The 24,416-nt window shown below is 66.7% G+C and carries 37 protein-coding genes; 22 read left to right on the forward strand and 15 right to left on the reverse strand.

All coding sequences use genetic code 11. The features are described from left to right. Positions 1 to 75 precede the first annotated feature (75 nt). A complete protein-coding gene (locus NL114_RS01965; protein ID WP_254823124.1) occupies positions 76 to 225 on the reverse strand; it encodes a DUF8106 domain-containing protein in 150 nt (49 codons plus the stop codon). 116 nt (positions 226 to 341) lie between these two features. On the opposite strand from NL114_RS01965, the gene NL114_RS01970 reads away from it, so the two are divergent. The 5 genes from NL114_RS01970 (at position 342) to NL114_RS01990 (ending at position 4,673) form a co-directional block, all read left to right on the forward strand. Beyond that, positions 342 to 1,199, forward strand: a complete 858-nt coding sequence (locus NL114_RS01970; protein WP_254823125.1) for a hypothetical protein — start codon at positions 342 to 344, stop codon at positions 1,197 to 1,199. Between the two features lie 766 nt (positions 1,200 to 1,965). Continuing rightward, entirely contained in the window at positions 1,966 to 2,433 is a 468-nt protein-coding gene (locus NL114_RS01975; RefSeq protein WP_254823126.1) for a type IV pilin domain-containing protein, read from the forward strand. 29 nt (positions 2,434 to 2,462) lie between these two features. Continuing rightward, positions 2,463 to 2,957, forward strand: coding sequence for a type IV pilin domain-containing protein (locus NL114_RS01980; RefSeq protein WP_254823127.1), 495 nt, complete (start codon positions 2,463 to 2,465; stop codon positions 2,955 to 2,957). Between the two features lie 9 nt (positions 2,958 to 2,966). Then, positions 2,967 to 3,548, forward strand: coding sequence for a type IV pilin domain-containing protein (locus NL114_RS01985; protein WP_254823128.1), 582 nt, complete (start codon positions 2,967 to 2,969; stop codon positions 3,546 to 3,548). A gap of 117 nt (positions 3,549 to 3,665) precedes the next feature. After that, on the forward strand, positions 3,666 to 4,673 hold the full coding sequence (locus NL114_RS01990; RefSeq protein ID WP_254823129.1) for a Cdc6/Cdc18 family protein: 1,008 nt from the start codon (positions 3,666 to 3,668) through the stop codon (positions 4,671 to 4,673). Here the strand turns inward: NL114_RS01990 and NL114_RS01995 are convergent, their stop codons facing one another. From NL114_RS01995 to NL114_RS02015, 6 genes are all read right to left on the reverse strand, one after another. Continuing rightward, the gene (locus tag NL114_RS01995) at positions 4,674 to 4,811 is read right to left on the reverse strand and encodes a hypothetical protein (protein WP_254823130.1); all 138 of its coding nucleotides are present in this window, start codon (positions 4,809 to 4,811) and stop codon (positions 4,674 to 4,676) included. Between the two features lie 167 nt (positions 4,812 to 4,978). Beyond that, complete coding sequence (locus tag NL114_RS02000) at positions 4,979 to 5,164, reverse strand: DUF2188 domain-containing protein (RefSeq protein WP_254823131.1); 186 nt, start codon at positions 5,162 to 5,164, stop codon at positions 4,979 to 4,981. A 224-nt stretch (positions 5,165 to 5,388) separates the two neighbouring features. After that, positions 5,389 to 5,598, reverse strand: a complete 210-nt coding sequence (locus tag NL114_RS02005; protein WP_254823132.1) for a hypothetical protein — start codon at positions 5,596 to 5,598, stop codon at positions 5,389 to 5,391. Beyond that, on the reverse strand, positions 5,595 to 5,723 hold the full coding sequence (locus tag NL114_RS21580; protein ID WP_286671093.1) for a hypothetical protein: 129 nt from the start codon (positions 5,721 to 5,723) through the stop codon (positions 5,595 to 5,597). The genes NL114_RS02005 and NL114_RS21580 overlap by 4 nt, the downstream gene beginning before the upstream one ends. Continuing rightward, the gene (locus NL114_RS02010; protein WP_254823133.1) at positions 5,720 to 5,986 is read right to left on the reverse strand and encodes a hypothetical protein; all 267 of its coding nucleotides are present in this window, start codon (positions 5,984 to 5,986) and stop codon (positions 5,720 to 5,722) included. Before NL114_RS02010 ends, NL114_RS21580 begins: the two co-directional genes overlap by 4 nt. Positions 5,987 to 6,144: 158 nt before the next feature. Next, positions 6,145 to 6,417, reverse strand: a complete 273-nt coding sequence (locus NL114_RS02015) for a hypothetical protein (protein WP_254823134.1) — start codon at positions 6,415 to 6,417, stop codon at positions 6,145 to 6,147. A gap of 354 nt (positions 6,418 to 6,771) precedes the next feature. On the opposite strand from NL114_RS02015, the gene NL114_RS02020 reads away from it, so the two are divergent. From NL114_RS02020 to NL114_RS02075, 12 genes are all read left to right on the forward strand, one after another. After that, positions 6,772 to 7,035: a hypothetical protein gene (locus NL114_RS02020; RefSeq protein ID WP_254823135.1), complete on the forward strand. Its 264-nt coding sequence runs from the start codon at positions 6,772 to 6,774 to the stop codon at positions 7,033 to 7,035. After that, positions 7,032 to 7,469 carry a hypothetical protein gene (locus tag NL114_RS02025; protein ID WP_254823136.1) on the forward strand — a complete coding sequence of 146 codons (438 nt, stop codon included), beginning with the start codon at positions 7,032 to 7,034 and terminating at the stop codon, positions 7,467 to 7,469. The genes NL114_RS02020 and NL114_RS02025 overlap by 4 nt, the downstream gene beginning before the upstream one ends. Next, positions 7,466 to 7,765, forward strand: a complete 300-nt coding sequence (locus NL114_RS02030) for a hypothetical protein (protein ID WP_254823137.1) — start codon at positions 7,466 to 7,468, stop codon at positions 7,763 to 7,765. The genes NL114_RS02025 and NL114_RS02030 overlap by 4 nt, the downstream gene beginning before the upstream one ends. Continuing rightward, positions 7,762 to 8,199, forward strand: a complete 438-nt coding sequence (locus NL114_RS02035; RefSeq protein ID WP_254823138.1) for a hypothetical protein — start codon at positions 7,762 to 7,764, stop codon at positions 8,197 to 8,199. Before NL114_RS02030 ends, NL114_RS02035 begins: the two co-directional genes overlap by 4 nt. Further along, positions 8,196 to 8,390, forward strand: a complete 195-nt coding sequence (locus tag NL114_RS02040) for a hypothetical protein (RefSeq protein WP_254823139.1) — start codon at positions 8,196 to 8,198, stop codon at positions 8,388 to 8,390. Before NL114_RS02035 ends, NL114_RS02040 begins: the two co-directional genes overlap by 4 nt. A gap of 115 nt (positions 8,391 to 8,505) precedes the next feature. Next, positions 8,506 to 8,733, forward strand: coding sequence for a hypothetical protein (locus NL114_RS02045; RefSeq protein ID WP_254823140.1), 228 nt, complete (start codon positions 8,506 to 8,508; stop codon positions 8,731 to 8,733). 112 nt (positions 8,734 to 8,845) lie between these two features. After that, positions 8,846 to 10,309, forward strand: coding sequence for a hypothetical protein (locus tag NL114_RS02050; protein ID WP_254823141.1), 1,464 nt, complete (start codon positions 8,846 to 8,848; stop codon positions 10,307 to 10,309). Beyond that, positions 10,306 to 10,893: a J domain-containing protein gene (locus NL114_RS02055; protein ID WP_254823142.1), complete on the forward strand. Its 588-nt coding sequence runs from the start codon at positions 10,306 to 10,308 to the stop codon at positions 10,891 to 10,893. The genes NL114_RS02050 and NL114_RS02055 overlap by 4 nt, the downstream gene beginning before the upstream one ends. After that, positions 10,890 to 11,924, forward strand: a complete 1,035-nt coding sequence (locus NL114_RS02060) for a tyrosine-type recombinase/integrase (RefSeq protein ID WP_254823143.1) — start codon at positions 10,890 to 10,892, stop codon at positions 11,922 to 11,924. Before NL114_RS02055 ends, NL114_RS02060 begins: the two co-directional genes overlap by 4 nt. A 152-nt stretch (positions 11,925 to 12,076) precedes the next feature. Next, the gene (locus tag NL114_RS02065; protein WP_254823144.1) at positions 12,077 to 12,472 is read left to right on the forward strand and encodes a hypothetical protein; all 396 of its coding nucleotides are present in this window, start codon (positions 12,077 to 12,079) and stop codon (positions 12,470 to 12,472) included. A gap of 941 nt (positions 12,473 to 13,413) precedes the next feature. After that, the gene (locus tag NL114_RS02070; RefSeq protein ID WP_254823145.1) at positions 13,414 to 14,556 is read left to right on the forward strand and encodes a CBS domain-containing protein; all 1,143 of its coding nucleotides are present in this window, start codon (positions 13,414 to 13,416) and stop codon (positions 14,554 to 14,556) included. 203 nt (positions 14,557 to 14,759) lie between these two features. Further along, positions 14,760 to 14,972, forward strand: coding sequence for a hypothetical protein (locus tag NL114_RS02075; protein ID WP_254823146.1), 213 nt, complete (start codon positions 14,760 to 14,762; stop codon positions 14,970 to 14,972). A gap of 3 nt (positions 14,973 to 14,975) precedes the next feature. Here the strand turns inward: NL114_RS02075 and radB are convergent, their stop codons facing one another. The 3 genes from radB to NL114_RS02090 all read right to left on the reverse strand — a co-directional run bounded on the left by radB (position 14,976) and on the right by NL114_RS02090 (position 17,791). Next, a complete protein-coding gene (radB, locus tag NL114_RS02080; RefSeq protein WP_254823147.1) occupies positions 14,976 to 15,704 on the reverse strand; it encodes a DNA repair and recombination protein RadB in 729 nt (242 codons plus the stop codon). An 82-nt stretch (positions 15,705 to 15,786) separates the two neighbouring features. Continuing rightward, positions 15,787 to 17,241 carry a cytochrome P450 gene (locus NL114_RS02085; protein WP_254823148.1) on the reverse strand — a complete coding sequence of 485 codons (1,455 nt, stop codon included), beginning with the start codon at positions 17,239 to 17,241 and terminating at the stop codon, positions 15,787 to 15,789. Between the two features lie 109 nt (positions 17,242 to 17,350). Next, positions 17,351 to 17,791 (reverse strand): universal stress protein, encoded by a 441-nt coding sequence (locus NL114_RS02090; protein WP_254823149.1) that lies wholly within the window; start codon positions 17,789 to 17,791, stop codon positions 17,351 to 17,353. 194 nt (positions 17,792 to 17,985) lie between these two features. Between NL114_RS02090 and NL114_RS02095 the strand changes: the two genes are divergently transcribed. After that, on the forward strand, positions 17,986 to 18,519 hold the full coding sequence (locus tag NL114_RS02095; protein ID WP_254823150.1) for a 50S ribosomal protein L16: 534 nt from the start codon (positions 17,986 to 17,988) through the stop codon (positions 18,517 to 18,519). Positions 18,520 to 18,684: 165 nt separating this feature from the next. Here the strand turns inward: NL114_RS02095 and NL114_RS02100 are convergent, their stop codons facing one another. Continuing rightward, positions 18,685 to 18,927, reverse strand: a complete 243-nt coding sequence (locus tag NL114_RS02100; protein WP_254823151.1) for a PRC-barrel domain-containing protein — start codon at positions 18,925 to 18,927, stop codon at positions 18,685 to 18,687. A gap of 150 nt (positions 18,928 to 19,077) precedes the next feature. On the opposite strand from NL114_RS02100, the gene NL114_RS02105 reads away from it, so the two are divergent. Further along, positions 19,078 to 19,620, forward strand: coding sequence for a plastocyanin/azurin family copper-binding protein (locus NL114_RS02105; RefSeq protein ID WP_254823152.1), 543 nt, complete (start codon positions 19,078 to 19,080; stop codon positions 19,618 to 19,620). A 108-nt stretch (positions 19,621 to 19,728) separates the two neighbouring features. Further along, entirely contained in the window at positions 19,729 to 21,549 is a 1,821-nt protein-coding gene (gene infB / locus NL114_RS02110; RefSeq protein WP_254823153.1) for a translation initiation factor IF-2, read from the forward strand. A gap of 20 nt (positions 21,550 to 21,569) precedes the next feature. Here the strand turns inward: infB and NL114_RS02115 are convergent, their stop codons facing one another. Further along, positions 21,570 to 21,773, reverse strand: coding sequence for a hypothetical protein (locus tag NL114_RS02115; protein ID WP_254823154.1), 204 nt, complete (start codon positions 21,771 to 21,773; stop codon positions 21,570 to 21,572). A 164-nt stretch (positions 21,774 to 21,937) separates the two neighbouring features. Between NL114_RS02115 and NL114_RS02120 the strand changes: the two genes are divergently transcribed. Continuing rightward, a complete protein-coding gene (locus tag NL114_RS02120; protein ID WP_254823155.1) occupies positions 21,938 to 22,312 on the forward strand; it encodes a hypothetical protein in 375 nt (124 codons plus the stop codon). A gap of 102 nt (positions 22,313 to 22,414) precedes the next feature. Here the strand turns inward: NL114_RS02120 and NL114_RS02125 are convergent, their stop codons facing one another. The 3 genes from NL114_RS02125 to NL114_RS02135 form a co-directional block, all read right to left on the reverse strand. Next, the gene (locus NL114_RS02125) at positions 22,415 to 22,708 is read right to left on the reverse strand and encodes a hypothetical protein (RefSeq protein ID WP_254823156.1); all 294 of its coding nucleotides are present in this window, start codon (positions 22,706 to 22,708) and stop codon (positions 22,415 to 22,417) included. Positions 22,709 to 22,783: 75 nt separating this feature from the next. Next, entirely contained in the window at positions 22,784 to 22,969 is a 186-nt protein-coding gene (locus NL114_RS02130) for a hypothetical protein (protein WP_254823157.1), read from the reverse strand. Positions 22,970 to 23,150: 181 nt separating this feature from the next. Then, a complete protein-coding gene (locus NL114_RS02135; protein WP_254823158.1) occupies positions 23,151 to 23,936 on the reverse strand; it encodes a hypothetical protein in 786 nt (261 codons plus the stop codon). A gap of 169 nt (positions 23,937 to 24,105) precedes the next feature. On the opposite strand from NL114_RS02135, the gene NL114_RS02140 reads away from it, so the two are divergent. Then, a complete protein-coding gene (locus tag NL114_RS02140) occupies positions 24,106 to 24,402 on the forward strand; it encodes a DUF8015 family protein (protein ID WP_254823159.1) in 297 nt (98 codons plus the stop codon). Positions 24,403 to 24,416 lie beyond the last annotated feature (14 nt).

The following is a 24,416-nucleotide window of genomic DNA, read 5'->3' on the forward strand; positions in this document are numbered from 1 at the left end:
GTGAGGGCATTCGGCCATACGGTAGCTGGTTGCTGGGGGCGACCGGAAGAACCTGACGCCGGCGCTGGCTCACGGTCACGCGGCGTAGGGGCCACCGCCGAGGACGGCATCGCAACTCGGACAGCAGACTAGAGTGTAGCCGCCGTAGTCGTCGTTCTCCTTCGAGTGCGTGAACCAGTCATCGACCGTCGACTCGCTGTGGCCGCATTCGGGGCATGTCGGCATACCCACGGCCCCGAACGCCGGGGTGAAAATCCGTCGGGTCCCAGCAACCACGACCGAACACGCCTTCGGCCGAGTGTCGCGGGGATTCAAGCCACCGGCTGGCGACGGACACGCCAATGCCCGCTGGCGAGCTGCGTCGCGTCGCCGACCCGACAGACACCGAAGCGGTTCGTGCGGCGTTCATCGGGACCTACGGGACCGCGAGCGAGACCGCCGACGCCGCCACGCTCGTCGCCCAGTACGAGCGGGTTCGGGAGCACTGTGCCGAGCATCCAAATCAGGGCTCGGCGGCGGTCGCGTCGGCGCTGGACCTGCCGCGACCGCGAATCCGGACGTGGGTCGACAACGACGGGCGGCCCGACGCGGTCCGTGGGCTCGACCGGCTGACCGAGCGCGGCTGGCTGCATCTGGGGTGGGACGACCCGACGCTGCGGGCGCTGGCCGGACTCATCGTGTGGACGGTCGTCGGCGGGTCGCTCCCGCGGCAGGGGTGGACGCCGGCGTTCTCGGTCGCCGACGGCACCGAGCCCGACATCGAGCGGCTGGGTGACGTGCTGGGTCTGGAGTGGCGACAGCGCCACGTCGACGACGACATCAGCGGCGCCGAGTGGGTGCCGGCACGGGATGGGTCGGTCCTGGGGCGGCTGCTCGCGGTCCTGGGCGCGCCGACCGGCGCCGACGAGGGGCCCTCGCTCCCGCCGTGGTTGCTGTTGGATGCGCCCCGAGCAGTGCGGTTGGATGCTGCCCGGGTGGCCGTCCGGCAGCGCGGGACCGCGCTCGATCTCCCGACGATGCCGCTCCAGCTCGGCCTGCACCGCGACGGCCGCCGCGAGGCCATCGCCCGGCTGTGCCGGTCGGTCGCCCCGTCCGACGGTGAGGTGCGGGTCGACGACGGTGGCAACATCCGGCTGGACCGGCGGGCCGCGGAGTTGCTGGCTGCGGCGCCGCTGCTGGACGGGTTCCTGCCGCGGTAAGTCCGCCGTAACCGCTATCTACCCGGGCGACGAGGAGTCCGGTAGTCCCTCACGGGGCATTCGGTAATAGCGGGCTTCGGCCCGCGGCTGGGGCACTGGCCCGGTTCCACGCGCCCGATGGAAGCCCGTTGCCCGGGTCTTCCATCATTCGCGTTCTGCAGCGTACTCTCACGGCCAGCAAACGGTGAAGATGGTTTATGCCGGCCGGGGGCGTCGGGGCAGATACCCACGGTGTCGCAGTGAGCCCGATGCGACCGTGGGGAGGATCGGCGGCGGGCCACCTGCCCGGGTCCCGACCCGCCGCCACCGCATCGCGACCGGCAATATCCGGCCCGCGCGTCAAACCGGGCGGTGGCCTCAGGCTTTATAGTCAGCTCTCGAACTGGCCAGTACGTTTATCAGGGCGTGTCAGCCCGTCGCAGCGAGAAACCGGCTAAACCGGCCGTTAATCCGCCGTTACGCGGCGCTCGATAGGGTCGATTGGCGACACAACCGCGTGGAAGTCGCGACAGTGGCCGCGAGGGGCGCTCTCCGTGTCGGGTACAAATATCCCCGGTTGGCTCCGGCTGGCGAATCGAATCCGCGAGAACGGCTCTACCTGCCGATAACGCGTCGTTAAATGACTGGTGCGGTGGCTAAACCGCCCCTATCTTTATATGTATCCGTTGGATGCGTCAGGGTACGCGACCCGGGCAGCACGGTCACGCGGCGGGCGGGCTCACCACCCGTCGCCTCGGCCATGGGACCCGGGCGTGTGAGCAATACAATGCAAATCACAAACCTACTCGGCGACGACGACGCCGTGTCACCGGTCATCGGAGTCATCCTGATGGTCGCCATCACGGTGATCCTCGCAGCGGTTATCGGCACGTTCGTCCTCGGTCTCGGTGACCAGGTCAGTAATACGAGTCCGACGGCGAGCTTCACGTTCGATTACGATAGCTCAGCAGTATCAGGAGATGGGCCATCCGACTGTGGGACTTCGTACACCTCATCACTGCATGAGCTCTCAATTACGCATGACGGCGGAGATAGCATTCCTGCAACACAGTTGCAGGTTTCCGGTGGATCTGCCGAGAAGGACGTAGACACCTGCATCTCTGCATCTGACGTAACAGCAGGAACTAGCTGGACATATGCCGCAGCAAACGACGCAACCGTCCGTGTGACGTGGGCGTCTTCGAACGGCGGTGACACGGCTACGCTCGGCAAGTGGACAGGGCCGGGTGCCTAACAGCAAGGATTTGGTTCAATAACACGACAATGAATTTCAAAAACATATTCATAGACGACGACGCGGTTTCGCCAGTTATCGGAGTCATCCTGATGGTGGCGATAACGGTGATCCTCGCAGCAGTGATCGGGACGTTCGTGCTCGGCCTGGGTGACCAGGTCTCGAACACGAGTCCGCAAGCCAGCTTCACCTTCGATTATACGGAGGAAGCCACCACTGGAGGAAACTTCGGTGGGGCTGCAGGTGATGGGACCGGAATTCTAGAGATGACTCACGACGGGGGCGATGGAATCTCTGCCAGTCAACTGAGCGTTGCTGGCTCGACAGCAGGCAATTCCTCGTCGATTACCTGGGCAGCAGCTGACGAGCCTAACGACGCTGGATATACTAACTCAGACACTATTTCAGCTGGCTCCACTGCTGCAGCACGAGTTGATGATGGAGACACTATTCGCATTACCTGGCAATCGTCCAATGGCGGTGACACGGCCACGCTCGGCAAGTGGACTGGCCCGGACGCGTAAGATAGGATCATGAATTTCAAACAGCTCCTCACAGACAACGACGCGGTATCGCCAGTCATCGGAGTCATCTTGATGGTTGCCATCACGGTGATTCTCGCAGCAGTTATCGGCACGTTCGTCCTCGGGCTCGGCGATCAAGTCTCGGATACGAGTCCGACGGCGAGCTTCACGTTCGACCTGAACGACAATGCCGACTATGACACGGACTTCACAGGGAGTGACTCTAATGCAGAAGATGGTGACATCCTTGCGATTACGCACGACGGTGGCGATTCAATCGCCCAATCGCAGCTGGATGTCAAACTCGGGAATCCTGCGCTCCTAAGCAGTTCCAGCCCGACCAACGCAGACTTCAGTGGTGGCGACCCGACCGCTACGACGCTTAATTATCAGGACGACGCCGGAGTCTCGTCCGAGATATCAGCCGGGACGACCGTCTATCTCTACACCTCAGACGACGGTAGTATCAACGCCGCCGGGGATGCTTTCCCCAATCAGGAATTAAACGATGAAACGGTCCGCGTGACGTGGGCCTCCTCGAACGGCGGCGACACGGCCACGCTCGGCAAGTGGACCGGCCCGAACGCGTAGAGCTGTAACCACCCCTTCCTGCTTTCTTTCTACCCGACCAGCGACGGCACTCCCTTTCGGACACTTCGGACACGTCGCCCCCGCGCTTATGCCGGCCACCCGAGTCAGCACCACGCGATGATACTCGACAGGGGGGTCTTCGATGTCGAGACGTTCGTCCCGTCCGACCTGGTCCATCGCGACGGCCCGCTCGATGCCCTCTCGGCCTCGCTGGAGCCCGTCGTCAGGCACGGGACTGGCCGGCAGACACATATCTTCGGGCCCTCGGGCGCCGGGAAGACCTGTCTCGCGCGCTACTGTCTCAAGCAACTCCGCGAGGAGGCCCCGCACGTCCGCCGGCAGTACATCAACTGCTGGGAGCACTTCGCCACGACCGCGATCCTCTACCAGCTCGCCGCTGGCGTCGGGACGGCCGCCGACATCCGGCCGGATACGGTGTCGCATGACGAGCTGCTCCGGCGGGTCCGGGACGCCGACGAGTACGCCTACGTCGTGGTCCTCGACGAGGTCGACCAGATCGAGGAGCCCCAGCTCCTCTATCAACTCTACCGAATGGCGCATGTCCACACCATCTACATCGCCAACGAGGAGCACGCCTTCTTCACCCGGCTCGACGAGCGGCTGACCAGTCGGCTTCGGAGTGGCGAGCCCATCACGCTCGACCGGTACTCCCGAGACGAGCTGGTCAGCATCCTGGAGCGGCGCGCCGAGGCCGGGCTGGAGACGGGCGCGACGACCGAGGCCATCCTCACGGAGATCGCCCAGCTGGCCACCGGGGACGCCCGGGTCGCCGTCGAGACGCTGTTCCAGGCCGCGCGGAAGGCCCGGGCTCGTGGGAGTGGCACCATCGAGCAGCGCGACATCGAGGATGCCGAGCCGGTGGCGCGGTCGGAGTTGCGACAGAAGACGCTCTCACAGCTGACGCGGCACCAGCGGCTGCTGTACGAGGCGCTCTGTGATGCGCCTGGAGAGACCGGGATGGGTGACCTGGAGCAGCGGTACCGGGAGCGAGTCGAGCAGCCGAAGTCGACGAAGACGCTCCGGCGATACCTGCAGAAGCTCGCGCAGTACAACCTCGTGGCAATCGAGGGCGAGAAGAGCGGGCGGCGCTACCTGGCGCGATAGTCAGTCGCTGAAGTGGCCGGCCGCGTTGAAGTGCCGGACAATCGCGTCACCCACGGCTTCCTCGTCGGCGATCTCGATGGTGTCGCCACACTCGGCGCAGTCGGTCGTGTCGGCGTCCGGGTCGACGAACGTGCTCACCTTCCGTCTTCTTCCGGGCATTCTGGGTGAAAAATTCCGAGTCTCGATTGTGAACGTTACGGTTGTCAGCAGTCGTGCTCGCGAAGCCGGTTGAGCGTGCCAAGGAGGATGCAGGTCGGGACGACGTATTGGGGCGTGGCGGCGCCCGTGCAGTCGTCGCCCGAGGTTCAGTATTCGTGCCGGTCCTGAATCGTGCCGTCGGACCGCCGGATAATCACCACGTCACCGCTGCCGGCCTGGGACTTGGCCGAGGAGACCGCTGGCGCCTTCTTCCGGTGGTTCGAGACGACACTGCCGTTTCCTTTCTCGACTCGCCATTGATTCCCGCTGGGGAGCACTTTGTATTCCGTCATGGTTGGTCGCCACGCAGCCCGCGAGGCCCCGGGCGGAAGGACTGTGCATCCGCACCACGTCAGTCCCACCGCCGGCACTGGTCACCCCCCGCCGGCTTCTGTGGGTGTCCCGCTAGCCTCGGCCAGTTCTCTTTATATTTACGACGAAAATAGTCCTCTCGCTTGCGAATCCGTTCGCTTTTGGACTCGCAAGCAGGGGTGACTGGTCGGGGAGTAATCAGGCGCTACCAGCAGTCGTGCTCTCGGAGTCGCTCGCGCGTGCCCAGCACCCCACAGGCCGGACACTGCTCGATGGGGGCGCCGAGGTCGGGCGCCAGCTCGCCCAGGACCGCGCGGAGTTCCTTCCGGGCTTCGGGATGCCGGGCGAGACGACTGGCCTTCCGGACGCGAGCGCGAACGAACTGCCAGTCGGGTTCAGGCTCGTACTCGCTCATGGGAACACCTCGCCGGGCTCGTCGCAGGTTTCGGCGTGGGCGGCGCCACGGCACAGTTCGCGGACGCTGTCGAACTCGGCGCCACAGCCGAGACAACGGGCCAGCGCGCCGTCGGTGGTGCTCATGCCGCGACCGCCTCCAGCCAGCCGCGGCCCGGGCTCGCGTCGGGGTGGTCGACCCAGCCGACGCCGTCGTCGATGTACGCGACCCAGTGCCGAACTGGGCGGCCGTGCAGTCGCTCGACGTGACAGAGACCCGTGTCGTCGGTCACCAGAATGGTCTCGTCGGTCGTGCGGTACGTGTGCCAGCGACCGTCGCGGTCGACGCCCAGTGCGAGGTACTTCGGGCGCACCCCAACGGTCTTGTCAGAGTGGATGGTAGTGCTCATTGTCCTGGGATAGGACACCGGCCCGAGTGTGCCATCACTCGGGCATCATTCATCCGCTGAAATCAGCCCCGAGAGGCCGGTGTGCCTACTAAATGCTCATGAGCGGGAGGTACTTAATAGTTGCGTGAAAACACGCAAAAGTGCGACAGAATTAGTATCTACTCTAGTCGCTCTTCACCTTCAGTCGTGAGGATGTAATAACCCGTCTCGTCGGTGTCTATCTCCACGATATTCCCTTTCTCCAGTTCGTCGGGGTCTACTTTGATTACCAATCCCTCATCCTGCAGCTCATCGAGGTAATTCCCAAGCGTTCGTCGCTCGAACGTCGCTCCGCGAGATTTCAGATTCCGGAATATCACGCCCGGGGGTAGCGCCAACTCCGACTCGTGGAGGAGCTGCAGAACCATCTCCATCCGCTCCTCCTTTCCCATGCAGGTGGCTTCAGAGCGATGCATAAAATTAGCAGCGTTAGCAACTCTGCCAGCATTTGAGCGAGATTTATCGTTATCACTCATATTTGCTTGAATACACGCAAACTATACAAACCCTGCCTCGTATAGCCCTGGTGACGGCGCGACGAGCGCCGTGCGCCCATGACGACCGACACCGCGCGCCGGCCACCCGCCGGCTCCGACCGACCGTCCGACCATCGGACACGTTTCGGACATCCGCGATTCGAGTCGCAGCGCCCCCCAACCACGCCGAATCCGACGGCCCGGCGCCTTTCGGACACTTCGGACACGCCCGGGGCGGCCTTACGGCCCCCTCGGCCCGACCGTACTGGCATGGCCCACAGCCAGCCCCGCGAGCACGCGTTCATCGACCTCGCGGCCGACGCCGTCGCCGCACAGCACGCCTTCGAACAGGCCGAGCAGCGGGTTGCGGACCTGCGCCACGAGCTGCTCGACGCGCTGACCCACGCGGTCGCCGCGGACCAGCTCGCCCGCGCAGATGCGGAAGTGATCGAGCGCTACCTGCAGGAGGGTGCGTTCGACCGGGCGCGCACCGAGTTCCGGCAGCGCGCCGAGCTGGAGGGTGCCCACGCATGAGTACCGACGACACCAACACGACCGAGGCACAGGTCGAAGACCGATACCCCATCGTCGAAATCCGGCGTCTCACGACCACCCGCGACCGTGATGGCGTCCCGCTGCGCGTCGATGTGGATGTCGAGTACTTCGAGCAGACCCACGGGCACGAACTCGAACTCCGGTACGACGTGCTGGAATCCGGCGTCGCGGAACTCGTCCGGCTGAAGCCCGTCTCCTCGGCGCCACGGAGCGACGAGATCGTCCCGTTCTTCCCGAGCCAGCTTCGCGTGCTGCCGGCGGTCGAGGACGCGCTGGAACGCGTCCCCGGTATCGAGCGTGCCGAGCCGGTCGACCACACTCTCGGCGACCACCTCTCGGTCGGCGAGGCCGACGTGTACGAGGAGACCATCGACGGGCTGGTCTACCGCGGCGACACGGAGGGCGACCGATGACCACCAGCGACGCCCCACTCGACCGGCTCGACGGCCTCCTCACGGCGGCCGAGCCCGCACTGTCCGACGCCGAGATCGAGGCGTTCGAGACCGCACTCACCACCCTGCGCGAAGCGGACGACGAGCCGCCGGCGCCACACTGGAACTGGTCGTTCGGGAGCGCCGAGGATGGCCACTACATCCTCGAAGGGCGCACGGCCGAACAGCGGCTCCAGCTGCGGCTCACCGACCCGGACGTGCGCTTCCTGCACAGTGCGACCGGCGATGCCGTCGACGCGATGGAGGACGAGTCATGAGTTCGAACGACACCGACAGCGACGAATCGATCTACCCGCCCGGAATGCCCGTGTTCCCGGAGGCCGGTACCGAGAGCTACCGAGGTCACAGTCACTGGGACGACCTCCTCGACCGCGAGTTCGCCAACGACCCCGCGACGGTCGCGGGCGTCGCCGTCGACGACCGCACCGAGCCCGACGAGCGCGTCCAGCTGGGCACGTACTGTCCGGCGTACCTTCGCCAGTGGGCCGAACTCATCGAGTTCGCCTACGGCCACTACACCAACGACGGGTTCGCGCGCGGCGAGGTGACGCTCGAACTCCACAAGAAAGACGAGGTGTGGCGGCTGGTCGGACTGCCGGATTTCGGCCACGAGAGCGGTGTCTACCCCGCCGTCTACAACCGCCAGTACATGGAGAACCGGACCGCGCTCCCGACGGAGGCCGACCGATGACGCTGGACCACTCCCCGGTCGAGACGGTCCACGTCCACGAGGACCTCCGGGTCGAGGTCGACCAGTACGGTGGGTGTCACTTCCGTGCGTCCACCCTCCCCGAGCCGATCCGGTTGTCGCCGGTGACGATGGCCGAGATCGAGGAAGTGCGGAGCCGCGTCCTCGACGAACGTGAGGCTCCCGACCGATGACCGACCAGTCGCACCGCTACACGACTATCCCGTCCGTGGTCCCCTCGGAGCGCGCCTCAACTGTCCAAAGCCCGGCGCGCTCCGGCTCGGACCACAGCCCCGTATCAACGAGACCATGCCAAGTCTAGCGAACCCGTCTGAAGAACGTACCGACGAGGAATTGACCGACGACGAGTGGCGCCTGCGTTGGCACGTCGGGGACCTCGCGATCCACACGGCGTGGACGAGCGATTTCGGCACCGTCGAGAACCTCTACGAGCAGTACCGGCGCTCGGAGGTCCATCCGGGCACCGACTACACCATCGAGCGCCGGAGTGTCGTCCGGCCGGGGGGCCAGTCATGAGCGCCACGACCCGCGCCGGGCCCGGGGTGCGATTCTTCATCCTCTCGCATCTGACCGTCGCGCTGCTGGGCATCGTCCTGGGCGGGCTGCTCGTCGCCGGAGGTGGGCTGTGATGGGGCACTCCCAGGATATCCTCGCCGCCCAGCGGGCGCTCGTCGAGGATGACGACCTCCGTGATGAGCTGGGGCTCGACGACACCGACGACGAGGCCGTCACCGCGTGCCCGACCTGCGAGAGTGCGAGTATCGAGTACCACCCCGGCGCCCCCTTCGGCGGCGAGCCCGCGAGCGCGTCGTGGACGTGTCAGGACTGTGGCGAGGCGTTCGAGGCGCCCATCGAACGGTCGCCCGAGCGCGAGTCGGGCTCGTGTCGGCACGGGCCCGCGAAGTCGCTCGTCGATGCCGACCCGGACGATCTGGTGCCCGATGGGGGCCGAGACCGCGTCGAGGCCTGTCCCGAGTGCGACAACTCCTCGTTCAAGGTCGCTCGCGACGGCTCCAGCGCGTCGGGGGCGCCGCCGGGCAGTCCCGAACGGTTCCACTGTTCGGCCTGTGGCCACGACTTCGATGAGCCCGTCGAGCGCCCCGCGAAACGGTCCGGCGACACCCGGAACGGGCTCGCGAAGTCGCTGGTCGAGGCCGACCCCGACGATCTGGTGACCGACGGCGGGCAGGTCGCGGTCTGTCCCGAGTGTGGCGCGCATGATTTCAGCCCGCGAGTGGGCTCGATGCGGACGCCGGCCTCGGAGTATCGGTACGGCTGCTCGCGGTGTGGCACGGAGTTCGACGCCCCCGAGCGCCGCGAGCGCGAGGGGTCGGCCCCGCCGCTGCCGGAGACCCAGCAGGCACTGCTCGATGCCGACCCCGACGCGGTGCTGCCTGACGGCGGTGAGGACCTCGACGAGCACGACCAGCTCGACAGCAGCGAGGGCTACCCAGGGACGAGCGCGGCCGACAGCGACCCCATCTCGTACCCGTTCCGTGGCGACACGACGGCCACAGCCAGCGTCGAGTCACCGTGGACGCACATGGAGCTCGACGAGGCGGGTGCGCTGTACAGCATCGAGGAGTGCTGGAACGGGAAGGTCCAGTTCCTCCTCAAATGCAGCCCTGATAACGGCTCGGTCGGCGTTCTCGCCGGGCTCGATCCGAGCGATGCGCGTCGGCTCGGGAAGGCGCTCCTGCGCGCTGCCGACCACGCGGAAGAGCAAGCGGTCGCGACCGATGGGGGTGTTCCCCAGACCGACCCGTCGGAGCTGACCACCCGTGAACTCCAGGAGGAGTACCAGCGCTACGACGTGGCTTCACTCGACTCGGAGTCCGAGCTCTGGAAGCGCTCGTTGCGCCTATGGCAGGAGCTGGAACAGCGACCCATCGCCGCCTTCCCGGCCTGCCAGAGGTGCGGAACCGAGCGCTGGCGATTCAGCGTCGGTGACCCGCCGACCTGCGCGGAGTGTGGCGAGTATGCTCGAAGCGGTCAGGCGCAGGCTGTTCACGACGCTGCCCACGCACTCATCTACGACGACCCAGAGGAGGAGAGTCAGGAGGTCGCGACCGACGGAGGTGAGCCGCGGTGAGCGGCCTGGATTGGCCAGCAGGATTCGACCGCACGCCGGCCGAGGAGCGCACCTCGTACCCGCACGGCTTCCGCGTCTCCCGGACCGAGGCGTTCGACTCCATCCTCGCCGAGCTGGAGCAGATGGACGCGGTCAACCCGCGCGTCGAGACCGCGGCGCCACACACGCAGGCCAACCCGCATCGGCCCTACCAGGACCGCGAGCCCGACGACCCGGGTGTCGTCGTCTACTGCGACCTCGATGGGGAGGGGCGGGCGTTCCCGTGTGACCGGTGGGACACCCTCCGGGACAACGCCCGGGCCATCGCGAAGTATCTGCAGGCCAAACGCGCCCTGGACCGCTACGGGGTCGGCACGGTCGGGAGCGAATTCGAGACCCAAGCCCTGCCCGGTGGCGAGGAGGCCGTCGCGACCGGGCCGCCACCGCACGAGGTGCTCGGGGTGCGGCAGGATGCGCCCGAGAGCGTCGTGAAGGGGGCCGCACGCGCTCGGAAGAAGCAGACCCACCCAGACAACGGCGGGAGCACCGAGGCGTTCCAGCGGGTCGTGGCAGCCGAGGAGGCGCTGCTGGAGGGTACGCAGTGAGCCGTGCGCCCGACCTATCCCCGCGCGAGGCTGTCGAGCGCTGGCTCGACAAGCTGCGCGTCGACAAGGCCGAGGCGACGGTCTCGGGGTACTGGTACCGGCTCAAGCTGTTCGTCGAGTGGTGCGACGAGGAGGGCATCGAGTCGGTGCGTGACCTCTCGGGCTGGGACCTCGATAGCTACGAACAGGCCCGGCGCGCGGCCGGCGTCAGCCCGGTCACGCTCTCGAACGAACTCACCACACTGCGGCAGTTCCTCGCGTACTGCGAGCGCGTCGAGCTGGTCGAGGAGGGGTTGCCCGACAAGATCGACCCACCCAGCATCGACGAGAGCGACGAGGTCAACTCCGAGCGGCTGGAGAGCGAGCGGGCGCTGGCGCTCATCCGCGCCTTTCGCGACGGCGACGAGCGCGCCAGCGCCCATCACGTCGCCCTGGAGCTGCTGTGGTTCATCGGCGCGCGGATGGGCGCGATCCGTGCCCTCGATGTGGGGGATGTCGACACCGACGCCGGGACCGTCCGGTTCGTCCACCGGCCCGAGTCCGACACCACCCTCAAGAACGGGCAGAAGGGCGAGCGGCTCGTCGGCATCCCCGACGAGACGGCGACGACCGTCAAGCGGTACCTCGCGCTTCAGCGGACGGAACTCGTCGATGACCACAAGCGCCGGCCGCTGCTCACGACGAGCCGCGGCCGGGTCAGTACGAACACCATCCGGAAGTGGATCTACTACGCGACGGCCCCGTGTCGAGCGAGTCCCTGTCCACACGACCGGCAGCGGGCCACCTGTGACTGGTTCGACCGGACCTCCGCGAACAAGTGTCCCTCGACGCTCTCGCCCCATCGGGTACGGACCGGGAGCATCACCTGGCAGCTCAACCGCGGGCTCGACGAACACGAAGTCAGCCGTCGCGTCAACGCCAGTCCGGAGACGATCAGAAAGCACTACGACGTGGCTGATGCGGACGAAGCGTTCCACAAGCGTCGCTCGGAAACCGTTACCCGATTGGCTATGGAGGACCCCAATGAATAATCACAATCACATTCCGATAAGTTATCCGCGTAATCCGCCCCAACCCACTATTTTATACCGTTCACACCTTCGATAAGAGGTTTTTGTGTGCAACCGGTGTATGTAACCGAGGTGGTATTTCGTGAGCGAGCAGCAGCCGCGCGTCCCGCTCGATGACCTCAGTGACCCCATCTGCGACCTCGGTCAAAGCGGAACTCAGAATGCGAACGCAGGAACTCGGCCGCGTTGAACTTGCAAACAGTATCGACGAACGAGCAGAGATCGAGGTCGAGGTCATTCGAGACGGAACAACCGTCCTCGACTCGTCCTACCAACTCGAGCCGGGCTCGCCCGAAGAACGTACCCAGATCGTTCTCTACGAGTGGCGACGGAATCCCACCGCGCAAAGATGGGAAGTCCGAGCCAGAACGACCACCAGCGAGTGGCAACACGCAGTGCTGAAGGCGTCCAGAGGTGACGGCGATGACTGTCACAAGGTGGCTGTCGTCGCTGGCGACTGGCCGGAAGCAGACATCCTCGTCCTCCCGACGGATTGTGGCCGGTCCTGAACTGAGCGGCGAAAGCTCACGACGCACAGAAAGGGATCCATCACCACCACGTCGGAGGACGGGGCGGAGACGCTCATCGAAATCAAATGACCTGGGCACGCGCGACCAACGACCGGGAGAAACTGCTCGGTGAAGAGATACCTGTATAACCGCGTGAATCTTTTAGTAGCGACCACCGCCCGCTGTCCCTGGGCTGGCACGGTGGGTGATTCTCCCCCCGCTCGCCAGTGCCAGCCCAGACGTCCAGTTGTGCCTGCGAGGAGAGCCACGACGGGTCGTGGGACGGTCACTGGGCGGTACAGCAGCCGTCCAGGCGGCCGGGACGCTTTCGGGGTCTTCGAATCCCCCGGCCTGCACCACGCTTTTGAGTCGTCCTATGGTGGGCCTACATCCAATGTCACAGTCAGTTCCCGTCCAATGTCCTGGCTGCGGCTGGACTGGTACGGAGTCCGAGTTAACCACCCTGGGTCGTACCTACCATTGCCCAGTCTGTGAAGACGAAATCCCGGTAGAGTGAGCGGACAGAGCGAGACTCCGATCTCACGTACTACGCTTCAGCCGAGGCCCTCACCGCGGTGACCGCCCGCTCGGCGTAGACCTCGCCCACGCCGTCGACCTCGTCGGCGACCTCGGCCGGCGACTGGGCGGCGATGGTCTCGGCGCTGCCGCTTCAACCCCACGAGGGTCCGTCTGTAACGCAACCCATCGGTCATCACCTCCGCGAGTCCGCCCGCGCTTCAACTCCACGGGGGTCCGTCTGTAACTACCGGCGAGTGGTCCCCATCGTAACCTGGGAGCCGGCCCAACCCATTTCTCGCGGCCGTCCACCCCGGACTCCGTATCCTCACGTCTCCCGTACACCCGTCGACATAGAGGTGGAACCAGCCACGTCGAGAACCAATCTTAAGAGCGCGGGCGGTCAACCGTTTCGGGAGAAGACGATGGACATCGCAGATATCGCGACCCGCGAGTACGTGCAGGTGGATAGTGACGAACGGTTGGCCAAGGTCCGCTCGCTGTTCGACCGCGAGAACCCCAAGAGCGTCATCGTCACAGAGGACGACGAGTACGCGGGCGTCATCACGGAGCGCCAGTTGCTCCAGTCCCACGTCGAGGACGACGCGAAGGCGGGGAAGATGACACAGACCGCGCCCAAGGTCGACCGGACGGCGAACGTCCGGGACGTGGCGCGGGTTCTGGTGGAGGGTGGCGTGAAGCTGGCGCCCGTGTTCGAGGCCGACCGGCTCTGGGGCGTCGTCACGGAGGACGCCATCCTCGAGGCCGTCCTCGACAACCTCGACGTGCTGACGGTCGAGCAGATCGCCACGCGTGAGGTCAGCACGCTCCCCGAGGACGCGAGCGTCGGGCAGGCCATCAACCGCCTCCGGGAGAACGGTATCTCGCGGCTCCCCGTAGTCAACGAGAACGGCCGGCTGACGGGGATGCTGACGACCCACGACATCGCGGAGTTCGTGGTCCAGCGCAAGGACCGCACGACCCGCGGCGACCGCGCGGGCGACATCGACCGCGTCCTCGACCTTCCGGTGGCGGACCTGATGAGCAGCCCGGTGTCGACCGTGACCCAGGGCGAATCCGTCCGCGAGGCCGTCGAGCGGATGCTGGAGAACGACTACGCCGGCCTCGTGGTCACGCCGGACGACGACGACGACCTCATCGCCGGCATCCTCACGAAGACGGACGTACTGCGTGCGCTCTCCTACACCGAGGAGGAGCACATGGACGTCCAGATCACGAACGTGAAGCTGCTGGAGACCCTCTCGCGCGAGGAGATCGTCCGCTCCATCGAGGAGACCACGGACAAGTTCGCGAAGATGCAGGTCCAGCACGCGCACGTCCGCTTCCACGAGCACGACGAGAAGCTCCGGGGCACGCCGCTGGTACAGTGCCAGATCCGCCTCCGGACGAACGTCGGGCAGATGGCCGGCTCCGGGGAGGGCTACGGCGCCGAATCCGCCTTCCACGTCGCGCTCGACACGCTCGAACGGAACGTCCTCGAGCGGAAGGGGATGCGCGCCGACGAGGAGTACGAGGGCCAGCTCCTGCGGAAGCTGGGCGAGCTCTAAACGAGCTTTTTTGCGCTGCGGGTTGCCTTGTCGGCCGGCCTGCGGCCGGCCGTCTGCGGCAACCACTTGCGCAAAAAACGTTCAGAAAAAAGGCCGCTCCTCGCGGCTTCGCCGCTCGGAGCGGAGAAACGCGCGCCTTCGGCGCGCGTATGCAGTAAAAACGAGGGTAGAATCTTTATGAGTTGGAGTGAAATCAACCAATCATGAACTGGGGAGTAATCCTCGGCGGGCTGTTCATGATGTCGGCCGGGATTACGGGGGCGGTCGCACCGCAGCGAATCCTGGATATCGAGTGTCAGATAGACCGGCGCTGCGAATCACCGAGGGTGCTGAGTAGCAGTGGCCGCACGTTCAACCGATTCGCCGGTACTGTCATCGCGTTCCTCGGCCTCTCGTTCGTCTTCGTCGGACTGTAGCCGTCAGAACTCCGCCGGACTCCCTTCCTCGACCCCCTCCAGCCCGTCCTCGGTGATCCGGAACCGCGCCGTCTCACCCGCGGCCTTCGAGCGGTGCTTCTCCAGCGTCGCGCGCCGGTTGCCCGCGCGGAATCGCTCGACCCGCAGCACGACGCCCGACCAGTGGGTCAGCGTGTGCCCGCCGAGCGGCCGCGGGCGCTCGGACTCGCTCTCCGGGTCGGCGTACACCTGGTTCGTGATGACGACCGCGAGGTCGTGCTTGCGCGCGAGCGAGAGGAGGTGGGTCACCTGTCGGGCCACGTCCCGGAGCGCGGCGCCACCGTCCTCGTCGTCGCGCGCGAGCCGGTAGAACCCCGTCGCCGAATCGAGGACGACGATGTCGACGCGGTCGGCGAACTCGGCGGCGTCCCGCACCGCTTCGGCCTGCTCGTCGAAGTCGTACGCCTCCGTGATGATGATGCGCGAGGCCAGGTCCTCGACGGTGGCGTCGGGGTCGTCCATCTCCGCAACGCGCGCACGCGCGAGCTGTTCGAGCCGGTCGACCGAGAGCCCCTCCGTGTCGATGTAGAGGGCGGTCCCGCCACGGGCGGCGACGCCGACGGCGGCCGACAGCGCGAGATTCGTCTTGCCGGCGGCCGGCGGGCCGTAGATCTGGGTCACGGCGCCGCGCTCCAGCCCACCGTCCAGCAGCTCGTCGACCGTCGAACACCCCGTCGGGATGGACTCGCTCACACGCGTCGTTGGTCGCAATCCGACAAAAACGTCCGGAGTCGCGTTCCGGCGCGCGCGGTCGAGCGGCCGGCGGCCCACCCGGTCACCGCTCCCGAACGAGGAACTCCTGGTCCTCCTTCATCCGCAGCGTCATCTGCGGCGAGAGCGGCGGGCCACCGTCCTCGTTCTCCCCGAGGAAGTAGAGCTCGTACTCCCGACCGATGGTCGCCAGCGCCAGCTTCGCCTCCAGCAGGGCGAACTGGCGGCCGATGCAGATGCGTGGGCCGCCGCCGAACGGCGCGTACGCGAAGTCGTGGAGGTTCTGCCGGAACTCGTCGGTCCACCGGTCCGGGTCGAACGTGTCCGGCCGGTCGAAGAACCGCGGGTCGCGCTGGATGCGGTAGAGGACGATGTTGATGCGCTCGCCCTCGGGGACGCGGTAGCCGTCGAACGCCACGTCCTCGGCCGCCTCGCGCGGGAGGCCATAGACGGGGGGGAACAGCCGGAGCGTCTCGGTGACGACCTTGTCCGTGAACTCCAGCCGTCCCTCCTCGATGTCCTCGGCGGTCGGCGGCCCATCGAGCGCATCCACTTCGGCCTGGAACCGCTCGCGGACCTCGGGATGCTCCGCGAGCGCCCACAGTGCGAACGTCAGCGACGTGGTCGTCGTGTCGTGGCCCGCGAAGATGATGGTCACCATCTGGTCGCGCAGGCGCTCGTCGGTCAGCATCCCCGAGTCCGTCACACCCGCCTCGCGCAGGCCGACGAGCAGGCGCATCAGGTCGTCGGCCTCGTCCGGGGTCGCGGGCGGGTTCTCGGCGGCATCCTCCAGAAGGCGGTCGGCCTCCTCCTGGAGTGTCTGCTTGCCCTGCTTGAATCGTCGGCGCGCGGGCGTGGGAACCCACTCGGGAAGCGGGTACGACGTGGGGACGAACCAGTCGTGGAGCGCCTCGGCGGCCCACCGGATGCGGTCGTCCCCATCGAGGCGGAGTTCGCGCCCGAGGATGGCGGCGAACAGCACGTCCAGCGTCAGGTCGGTCATCTCGCTCTGGAGGGTGAGACGCTGGCCGTCGTCCCACCGGTCGACGCGGCGCTCGACCTGCTCGACCATCGTGTCCGCGTAGCCGCGAACGCTCTCGCGGACGAACAACGGTTGCAGGGTCTGTCGTTGCTGGGTCCACTCCTCGCCTTCGACGGTGAGGAGGCCGTCACCGAACGCGATGCCGAAGTCGTCGGACTTGCGGAACCGGTCGCGCTCCGTGAGGAGGACGCGTTTCGAGTGGTCCGGATGGCAGAGCTGGTACCAGTCGCCCACGCCAGCCAGGTGGGCGCGGAAGATATCCTGCTCGCGCCCGCCCCGGTTCAGCAGCTCCACCGGGCTCCGCATGTACTGCAGCGAGTGGAACGCCGGGTGCCCGAGGGTCTCGGGATACGGCGGGAGCGGCAGGTCGGTAGGTCGGGACCCGTCCGAGTCGTCGTCACGCACCGCGGTCACATCGGACTCGGTCCCGTCGACGGTATCGACACGGCCGCCGGTCGGACCAGCGCCGGAACTCATGTGCTATCACGTGGCACGACAACAATTGCCTGTTATCCCGTCAATATGAGGTTAGCTTATCAGAAGCAGTCCGGAGCGGCTGGACCGCTGTCGGGGAGTCGAGGATTCGTCAGACCGAGAGCACGGGCTGGTCGGCGTGCGCGATGACGTACTGTGCGGCCTTCTCGATAGCCGCCTGGGGGTCGCCCGTGACCGGCTCGCGCGGCAGGACGACGAAGTCCGCCCCCAGCTGGTCGGCCACCTCCGTGATGACGCTACCGGGGTGCTGGGTCAGGCGCTGGGTCGAGTAGCCGTACGCCGACGAGTGGGTCGACTCGAGGTCGGTCCCGTCGAGTCGGTCGAGGATGGGGTCGACGGCGGCGACCGTCGTCTCGGCCGCCACTTCGCCGTCGATGGTCCCGTCCTGTACGCGGCGGGACATCTCCTCACCCAGCACGAACAGGACGTGGACTGCCGCGTCGTAACGGTCGGCGACCGCGACGGCGTACTCGAACGCCTCGGCGGCGTTGTCGCTCCCGTCGACCGGTGCCAGCACCAGGTCCGCCTCCATACCCGGCCCGAGACGGGCAGGGTACAAGAAGCCACCCGACCCGAACCCGTGCAGGCCCGCCTGCGACAGCCCCCGACCCCAGTCGGCCTGGACCGCGACGGGGGACGACGGGGTGGCAAACACCGGCGATAGCGGTGAGTCCCCAACACGGCTTCGAAGCGTTCTTAACTCTGCTGGGTGTGCGTATCAGTAATATGAGCGACAAACCGGCCTCGATGTACCGGGACATCGACAAGCCGTCGTACACGCGACGGGAGTACATCACGGGCATCCCGGGCTCGAAGATCGCACAGCACAAGATGGGACGGATCAAGAAGGACCCCGACGAGTACGAGGTCCAGATCTCGCTCGTCACGGAGGAGTCCTGCCAGCTCCGCCACGGGTCGCTGGAGGCCTCGCGCCTGTCGGCCAACCGTCGGATGCTGAAGGTGCTCGGCGAGGAGGGCGACTACAAGATGATCCTCCGGAAGTTCCCCCATCAGGTCATCCGGGAGAACAAGCAGGCGACCGGCGCCGGCGCCGACCGTGTCTCCGACGGGATGCGCCAGTCGTTCGGCAAGATCGTCGGCACGGCCGCCCGCGTCCAGAAGGGCGACCAGCTGTTCACGGCGTGGGTCCACCCCGAGGACGCCGACACCGTGAAGGACGCCTTCCGCCGCGCCTACAACAAGATCTCCCCGCCCTGCCGCATCGTCGTCGAGCGTGGCGAGGAGACGCTCATCTCCTGATACGGCGAGCGACGCCGCGAATCACTCTTTCATCTCTCTACCGGATAGCCCCGTCAGTATCCGACGGGTGGTGTCTCGTTCCGCGGAAAGGACGAACTGATTCGAGAATCCGCCAGCGAGCCGTGGCTCCTCGTGGCCGTGGGAGTCCGAGAACGGGAGGACCGCCTACCGGCCGACGACGATGTGGTCCCGGACGGCCTGCACGTTGCCGATGGGGACGAGGAAGTGGCCGTGGTCGTTGCGCTGGAAGGCGGTCTCGCGGGGGCCCGTCTCGCCGGGGTCGACGATGAGGTTCTGCAACGTCCCGGTCTTGAGGTCCATCGTGACGTTGTACAGCATGCCCAGTTCGGCCCCGTCGGCGCCCATGACCGTCTTGCCCGAGAGGTTCTCGGCCAGTATCTCCGACATGTCCGGTCGGTACCGTCGCCCCCACTTCAACGTTCCTGCGGCGTCAGACGGCCGTCGGCCGCGTGTCGCGCGCGGTCCGGAACCGGTGGCGGGGGATTTCGGGTCGGAATCTGGTCAACGCTTTTGCGTCCCCCCATCCGCTAGCGGGACATGGAACGACGACGATTCCTCCGCGCGGCCGCGGTCGCAGGGATACCGGTCACACTCGCGGGCTGTACGAACGACGGTGACGGCGGAGCGACACCCACCGACACCGACACCGACGAACCGACGCCCACGCCGACCGAGGCGATGGGAACGACCAGCGACCAGATGACCCCGACGGACGAATCCACGGCCACGCCGACCGACGAGGCCACCGCGACCGAGAGCCCGACACCGACGGGGACGCCGACGCCCGTCCCCGACATGGAGGTGACCGTGGCGCCGAGCGGCAACCTCCGGTTCGACCCGGCCTCGTTCACCATCTCCGCAGGCGATACCGTGCTCTGGACGTGGGACGGGAGCGGCCACAACGTCAAGCCCGACGGCATCCCGTCGGACTCGGACTGGACGGGCACCCCCGGGGACAACCTGACCACCTACGGGAGCGACTACAGCTACGTCTACACCTTCGACGTCCCGGGGTCGTACGACTACAAATGCATCCCACACCAGAGCAGTGGCATGACGGCGTCGTTCACCGTCGAGTGACGCTCCCGGCGCGTCCCGCACGGCCGGGCCACGGCGAGACGGGTTGGACAGGTTCAAACCCCCTCGGACCGCACGACAGGCCAACGAACCTTCTCGGGTGATCTCCATATGTCAAACGCTGACGCCGACTCCGACGCCGAGGACGAGACAGCCCCCGGCGAACTCCGCACGCCCATCGTGGCCGTTCTCGGCCACGTCGACCACGGGAAGACGACGCTACTCGACAAGATCCGCGGCTCCGCGGTGACCGAGGGCGAGGCCGGCGCCATCACCCAGCACATCGGCGCGACCGCCGTCCCGCTGGACGTCATCTCGGAGCTGTCGGGCAAGCTGGTCGACCCCGACGACTTCGACCTGCCGGGGTTGCTGTTCATCGACACGCCCGGCCACCACTCGTTCTCCACGCTCCGCTCGCGCGGGGGGGCGCTCGCCGACATCGCCATCCTCGTCGTCGACGTGAACGACGGCTTCCAGCCACAGACGCTGGAGGCCATCGACATCCTCAAGCGGACCCAGACGCCCTTCATCGTCGCCGCGAACAAGGTCGACACCGTCCCCGGCTGGAACCCGCAGCCGGACACCCCCATCCAGCAATCCATCGAGGCCCAGTCCGACCGCGCCGAGTCCGACCTCAACGAGCGCCTCTACGAGATCATCGGCCAGATGTCCGACAACGAGTTCTCCTCGGACATGTACTGGCGGGTGCAGGACTTCCGCTCGAACATCGGCGTCGTCCCCTGCTCGGCGATGACCGGCGAGGGCGTCCCGGACCTGCTCGCGGTGATGATGGGCCTCTCCCAGCGCTACATGAAAGAGGAGATGTCCATCGACACCTCCGGCCCCGGGGCCGGGACGGTGCTGGAGGTCAAGGACGAGCAGGGCTTCGGCACCACCATCGACGTCGTCCTCTACGACGGCACCGTCCGCGAGGACGACATCATCGTCGTCGGGGGGCAGAACGACCCCATCGTGACGGAGGTCCGCGCGCTGCTCCAGCCCCGACCGCTCGCGGAGATCCGGACCGAGAGCCGGTTCGAGAACGTCGACGAGGTCGTCGCCGCGGCGGGTATCAAGATCGCCGCACCCGACCTCGACCGCGCGATGGCGGGCGCTCCGGTCCGCGTCGTCCGCGACCAGGACCGCGAGACGGTCATCGAGGAGGTCGAACAGGAACTCGCGCAGTTCGAGGTCCACACCGCCGAGGAGGGCGTGGTCGTCAAGGCCGACACCCTGGGCTCGCTGGAGGCCATCGCCGACGCGCTGGAGGAGGCGGAGGTGCCCATCGTCCGCGCCGAGGTCGGCGACGTGGCCCCCCGCGACATCGCGGTAGCCGACACCGCCAACGAGTCCAAACACGAGTGCATCCTCGCGTTCAACGTCGACGTCCTGCCCGACGCCGAGCGTCGGGCGAAAGAGACCGGCGTCACCCTCTTCGAGGACGACGTCATCTACCAGCTCGTCGAGGAGTACGAGGAGCACGTCGCCGAGATCGAGCGCGCCCAGCAGGAGAACGTCCTCGACAAGATCTCCCGCCCGGCCCGCTTCCAGGTCCTGCAGGACCACACCTTCCGCCAGTCCAACCCCGCGGTCGTGGGCGTCGAGGTGCTCTCGGGGACGCTGAAGCGCAACTCGAAGATCGCGAAGTGGGAGGGCAACGAGCAGACCCGTGTCGGCGACCTCAAATCCATCCAGGACGAGGGCGAGGACATCGACGAACTCCGGGCCGGCGAGCGTGCGGCCGTCTCCATCGACGGCCCCACGGTGGGCCGGCAGATCGAGGAGGGCGACGAACTGTGGGTCGACCTGCCGGAGAAACACGCGAAGATCCTCGAACAGGAGCTCTCCGACGAGATTCCCGCCGACGAACTCGAGGCGCTCGGGATGTACCTCGACAAGCACCGCAAGCGCGACCCCTTCTGGGGGAAGTAGGCCGGACTCTCCAGTCGCGTTCACTCCGCCCCGTCGTCGGCCGACTCCAGCCGCGACAGCAACTCGTCGAACAGGATCTCCTCCCAGCGGCGCTCCCGCAGGTCGACCTGGCCCTCGGCGGCGCAGATGCCGAGGTGGTGGACCACATCGTGGTACTCCTGCAGTAACTCCTCGGCTGGCACCGAATCGAGTTGCTCTCGGTCGTAGGAACTCCGGTCGCTCATACCCCACCTACGGTTGGTGAGACAATAGACGCTTTCCGACCCGAGGGCCGTCGGAGGGTACCCGCTACCGCCGAGTCGGGCAATCTCTCGAGTCGCGGGGGACCTGTGGCCGCCGGGCTTACCGGGGGGAGCAGCCTTATTGTACACCCAGGATATCCATCCCTGTGGCGACGCACTCGACACACCCACACGACGAGGACCGGATCACCGAACTCATCGAACGAAGTGAGTTCGTCGAAGTATCCTCACGGGGCCGCCTCGATGGCAAAGCGGTCTTGCTCGAAGACACCGACTACGGCCTGGTAACTCCGTACTTCGCGGACGACGAGACGGCCGACGAGTTCGGCGACCTCATCCGCGAGAGCGACATCTGCACGCACAGTCGAGAGGACCCGGCCGTGGAGGTTCGTGATATCAGTGAGATAAAGAAGGGGATCGTCGACGCGTTCATCTCGAGTGCCGGCCTCGATGTCGCGGACGTTCAGACCGTCGTCTACTGCCACAAGTGTGAGCAGATAATCCGGAAGATCAAGCAGTAGACTGTCTGTGCGCGAGTACCGTCGGTCCCGGACGGCTCTCCGCGCTCCGGCGTGACCGATTGCGGGTACGATATCGCGACCACCCGAGACGGCGGCGGGCGTTCAGAACACGGGGTCGTAGTCGTCGCAGACCTCGTCCAGGAAGACCTCGTGCTGGGTCGCGATCCGCTTCGAGGCGGTTCCGGGGTCGTTGTTGTCGTGGATGGCTGCCACCCGCTCCGCGTGCGACCGGACCGCCGCCGCGGAGACCGGATAGGTGTTGATGACGTGGTCGAGGACCACGAGGTAGTCGCGGTGGACCGCGTCCGAGTCTGCCCCCTCGTCGGCCTCGACCAGCTCCACGACCACCCGTTCGAGGTCCTCGATGTCGGCCTCGAACGATGCCGAATACTCCACGCTGGCACGTCGGTTGGGGCCGACAATAACGGTCACGTTCGGGCGCACGCCTGGCGCTTCCCTTGCAGGGGACACTCAGGTGGCCTGCCACTCCCCGATGGAGAGCCCCACGACCGGGATGAGGCTGACGAGCCCGATGATGACCAGCACGACCCCGAGCGCGGTGAGCGCGGGCCCACCGAACAGGATGAGCCCGGTTCCGGCGACGGCAGCCACGACCGTCTCGATGCGGAGGCCGATGTCGATGGTGTGTGAGTCCATGCCACAACCTTGACCATTATGCGGCAAAAAGTTCTGGTTCAGTTCCTGTTCCTCCACAGGTGAGCGATGAACCGCCATGGAATCTGTCGTTCGTCACGCTCGGACCGGCGATATCCGGTCCGAGCTCGGCGAGCCTGAAAGAGCCGTGTCACCGCTGGCTACTCGCTTCGCTCGCAGTGGGTCACGGCTCGGGGGCCGGGTAGCTCCCGATACCCGTCTCGGTTTCGCCCTCGGACATGACCCAGCCATCCTGCGAGCCGGTGGTGTTGAACCGGGCACGGTCGACGTAGCTGTTCCCGGTCCAGCCGCCGGCGAACCACTCGTTCGACCCCTCGACGGAGACGACTCCGGCGACCCGAACGTCGCTCCCGGCCTCGTAGGAGAGGTAGACCGGCGCGTCGTACGCGAAGCAGGTCGCGGACTCCATGCTGGTGGGGCCACACGCCGTGAGCTCACGGGCCACCGCATCGTCGGCGTACAGCGTCGGCGAGGTACCGAGCGGCGCCCGGGTCTCGATGGGGTACTCGACCTGCTGATCGGCACGCAGGCCGACCGAGCGACGGTCGACCTTCTGGTGGTCGGGGTCCGCGGGGTCGTACTCGCTCTCGGAGATGCGCTCGCGACGGCCCTGGTCACCCTCCACGACGAATCGGTAGTAGCGCGGCTGGACGGTCACCTCGTCGGCCGTCAACTCCAGCATCGGGCCGCGGTCGGTCTCGACGACCGTCGCGTCGAACACCCCCTCGACGGTGCCGTTCCCGGTGAGCGTCGTCACGTTGTACGTCGAGGTACCGTCCTGCTGGGGGACCGGAAGTCGGATGGTGACATCCGAGACGTTGCCGTCGAGGTCCACACCGACCGAGTAGTAGTGGTGGCTGGAGTAGCTGTCCGGGTTCGGCGCGAGGAACGAACAGCCCGCCGTGAGGGCGAGACAGGCGACGATGAGGGTGATGGTGCGGTGGGTCATCGGTGGAGGTCCGTCAGAAGAGGTGACGCCGGATGGTGTGATACCGTTTGCGCCGGGGGCTCTGTCACCGCCGGGCACTGGAACGGCCGGCGATGCTGTCCGGGCCACCGCGCGACGACCCTGACAGGGAGCAATAATATTTAATTAGCTGGCGGGACTGGTTCCGTCCGTGACGCAGTCGACCGACACGTCGAGCGACCGCGCTCGTTCCGGCGACGAGGACCCGGACCCGGTCGCCGCACACGTCCACGCCGAGGCCCACCCGCGAGGGAGCGAAGCCGAGGCGGCCGCAGCGCGGGAGGTGGGCGGCTACGACGCGGTGCTGGCGGCCGTGCCGGCGCCGCTGGCGCTGGGCGCGGTCGTCGCGCTGGTCTCCTCGCTGTCGGTCACGCTGACGCTGGGCGCGGCGAGCCTGGTGTCGGCAGGAATCGTCGGCTGGGCGCTGTTCTCCGCGTCGCCGGTCTGAGCCGGCGCGCGGGC

Source organism: Haloglomus halophilum, assembly GCF_024298885.1.
Taxonomy (GTDB): Archaea; Halobacteriota; Halobacteria; order Halobacteriales; family Haloarculaceae; genus Haloglomus; species Haloglomus halophilum.

What these genes read in the sequence shown, in the direction of transcription:
- NL114_RS01965 (WP_254823124.1), bottom strand. Translation starts at nt 225, where the DNA reads ATGCCGACATGCCCCGAATGCGGCCACAGCGAGTCGACGGTCGATGAC.
- NL114_RS01970 (WP_254823125.1), top strand. Translation starts at nt 342, where the DNA reads ATGCCCGCTGGCGAGCTGCGTCGCGTCGCCGACCCGACAGACACCGAA.
- NL114_RS01975 (WP_254823126.1), top strand. Translation starts at nt 1,966, where the DNA reads ATGCAAATCACAAACCTACTCGGCGACGACGACGCCGTGTCACCGGTC.
- NL114_RS01980 (WP_254823127.1), top strand. Translation starts at nt 2,463, where the DNA reads ATGAATTTCAAAAACATATTCATAGACGACGACGCGGTTTCGCCAGTT.
- NL114_RS01985 (WP_254823128.1), top strand. Translation starts at nt 2,967, where the DNA reads ATGAATTTCAAACAGCTCCTCACAGACAACGACGCGGTATCGCCAGTC.
- NL114_RS01990 (WP_254823129.1), top strand. Translation starts at nt 3,666, where the DNA reads ATGATACTCGACAGGGGGGTCTTCGATGTCGAGACGTTCGTCCCGTCC.
- NL114_RS02000 (WP_254823131.1), bottom strand. Translation starts at nt 5,164, where the DNA reads ATGACGGAATACAAAGTGCTCCCCAGCGGGAATCAATGGCGAGTCGAG.
- NL114_RS02005 (WP_254823132.1), bottom strand. Translation starts at nt 5,598, where the DNA reads ATGAGCGAGTACGAGCCTGAACCCGACTGGCAGTTCGTTCGCGCTCGC.
- NL114_RS21580 (WP_286671093.1), bottom strand. Translation starts at nt 5,723, where the DNA reads ATGAGCACCACCGACGGCGCGCTGGCCCGTTGTCTCGGCTGTGGCGCC.
- NL114_RS02010 (WP_254823133.1), bottom strand. Translation starts at nt 5,986, where the DNA reads ATGAGCACTACCATCCACTCTGACAAGACCGTTGGGGTGCGCCCGAAG.
- NL114_RS02015 (WP_254823134.1), bottom strand. Translation starts at nt 6,417, where the DNA reads ATGGGAAAGGAGGAGCGGATGGAGATGGTTCTGCAGCTCCTCCACGAG.
- NL114_RS02020 (WP_254823135.1), top strand. Translation starts at nt 6,772, where the DNA reads ATGGCCCACAGCCAGCCCCGCGAGCACGCGTTCATCGACCTCGCGGCC.
- NL114_RS02025 (WP_254823136.1), top strand. Translation starts at nt 7,032, where the DNA reads ATGAGTACCGACGACACCAACACGACCGAGGCACAGGTCGAAGACCGA.
- NL114_RS02030 (WP_254823137.1), top strand. Translation starts at nt 7,466, where the DNA reads ATGACCACCAGCGACGCCCCACTCGACCGGCTCGACGGCCTCCTCACG.
- NL114_RS02035 (WP_254823138.1), top strand. Translation starts at nt 7,762, where the DNA reads ATGAGTTCGAACGACACCGACAGCGACGAATCGATCTACCCGCCCGGA.
- NL114_RS02040 (WP_254823139.1), top strand. Translation starts at nt 8,196, where the DNA reads ATGACGCTGGACCACTCCCCGGTCGAGACGGTCCACGTCCACGAGGAC.
- NL114_RS02045 (WP_254823140.1), top strand. Translation starts at nt 8,506, where the DNA reads ATGCCAAGTCTAGCGAACCCGTCTGAAGAACGTACCGACGAGGAATTG.
- NL114_RS02050 (WP_254823141.1), top strand. Translation starts at nt 8,846, where the DNA reads ATGGGGCACTCCCAGGATATCCTCGCCGCCCAGCGGGCGCTCGTCGAG.
- NL114_RS02065 (WP_254823144.1), top strand. Translation starts at nt 12,077, where the DNA reads ATGACCTCAGTGACCCCATCTGCGACCTCGGTCAAAGCGGAACTCAGA.
- NL114_RS02070 (WP_254823145.1), top strand. Translation starts at nt 13,414, where the DNA reads ATGGACATCGCAGATATCGCGACCCGCGAGTACGTGCAGGTGGATAGT.
- NL114_RS02075 (WP_254823146.1), top strand. Translation starts at nt 14,760, where the DNA reads ATGAACTGGGGAGTAATCCTCGGCGGGCTGTTCATGATGTCGGCCGGG.
- NL114_RS02085 (WP_254823148.1), bottom strand. Translation starts at nt 17,241, where the DNA reads ATGAGTTCCGGCGCTGGTCCGACCGGCGGCCGTGTCGATACCGTCGAC.
- NL114_RS02090 (WP_254823149.1), bottom strand. Translation starts at nt 17,791, where the DNA reads ATGGAGGCGGACCTGGTGCTGGCACCGGTCGACGGGAGCGACAACGCC.
- NL114_RS02095 (WP_254823150.1), top strand. Translation starts at nt 17,986, where the DNA reads ATGAGCGACAAACCGGCCTCGATGTACCGGGACATCGACAAGCCGTCG.
- NL114_RS02100 (WP_254823151.1), bottom strand. Translation starts at nt 18,927, where the DNA reads ATGTCGGAGATACTGGCCGAGAACCTCTCGGGCAAGACGGTCATGGGC.
- NL114_RS02105 (WP_254823152.1), top strand. Translation starts at nt 19,078, where the DNA reads ATGGAACGACGACGATTCCTCCGCGCGGCCGCGGTCGCAGGGATACCG.
- infB (WP_254823153.1), top strand. Translation starts at nt 19,729, where the DNA reads ATGTCAAACGCTGACGCCGACTCCGACGCCGAGGACGAGACAGCCCCC.
- NL114_RS02115 (WP_254823154.1), bottom strand. Translation starts at nt 21,773, where the DNA reads ATGAGCGACCGGAGTTCCTACGACCGAGAGCAACTCGATTCGGTGCCA.
- NL114_RS02130 (WP_254823157.1), bottom strand. Translation starts at nt 22,969, where the DNA reads ATGGACTCACACACCATCGACATCGGCCTCCGCATCGAGACGGTCGTG.
- NL114_RS02135 (WP_254823158.1), bottom strand. Translation starts at nt 23,936, where the DNA reads ATGACCCACCGCACCATCACCCTCATCGTCGCCTGTCTCGCCCTCACG.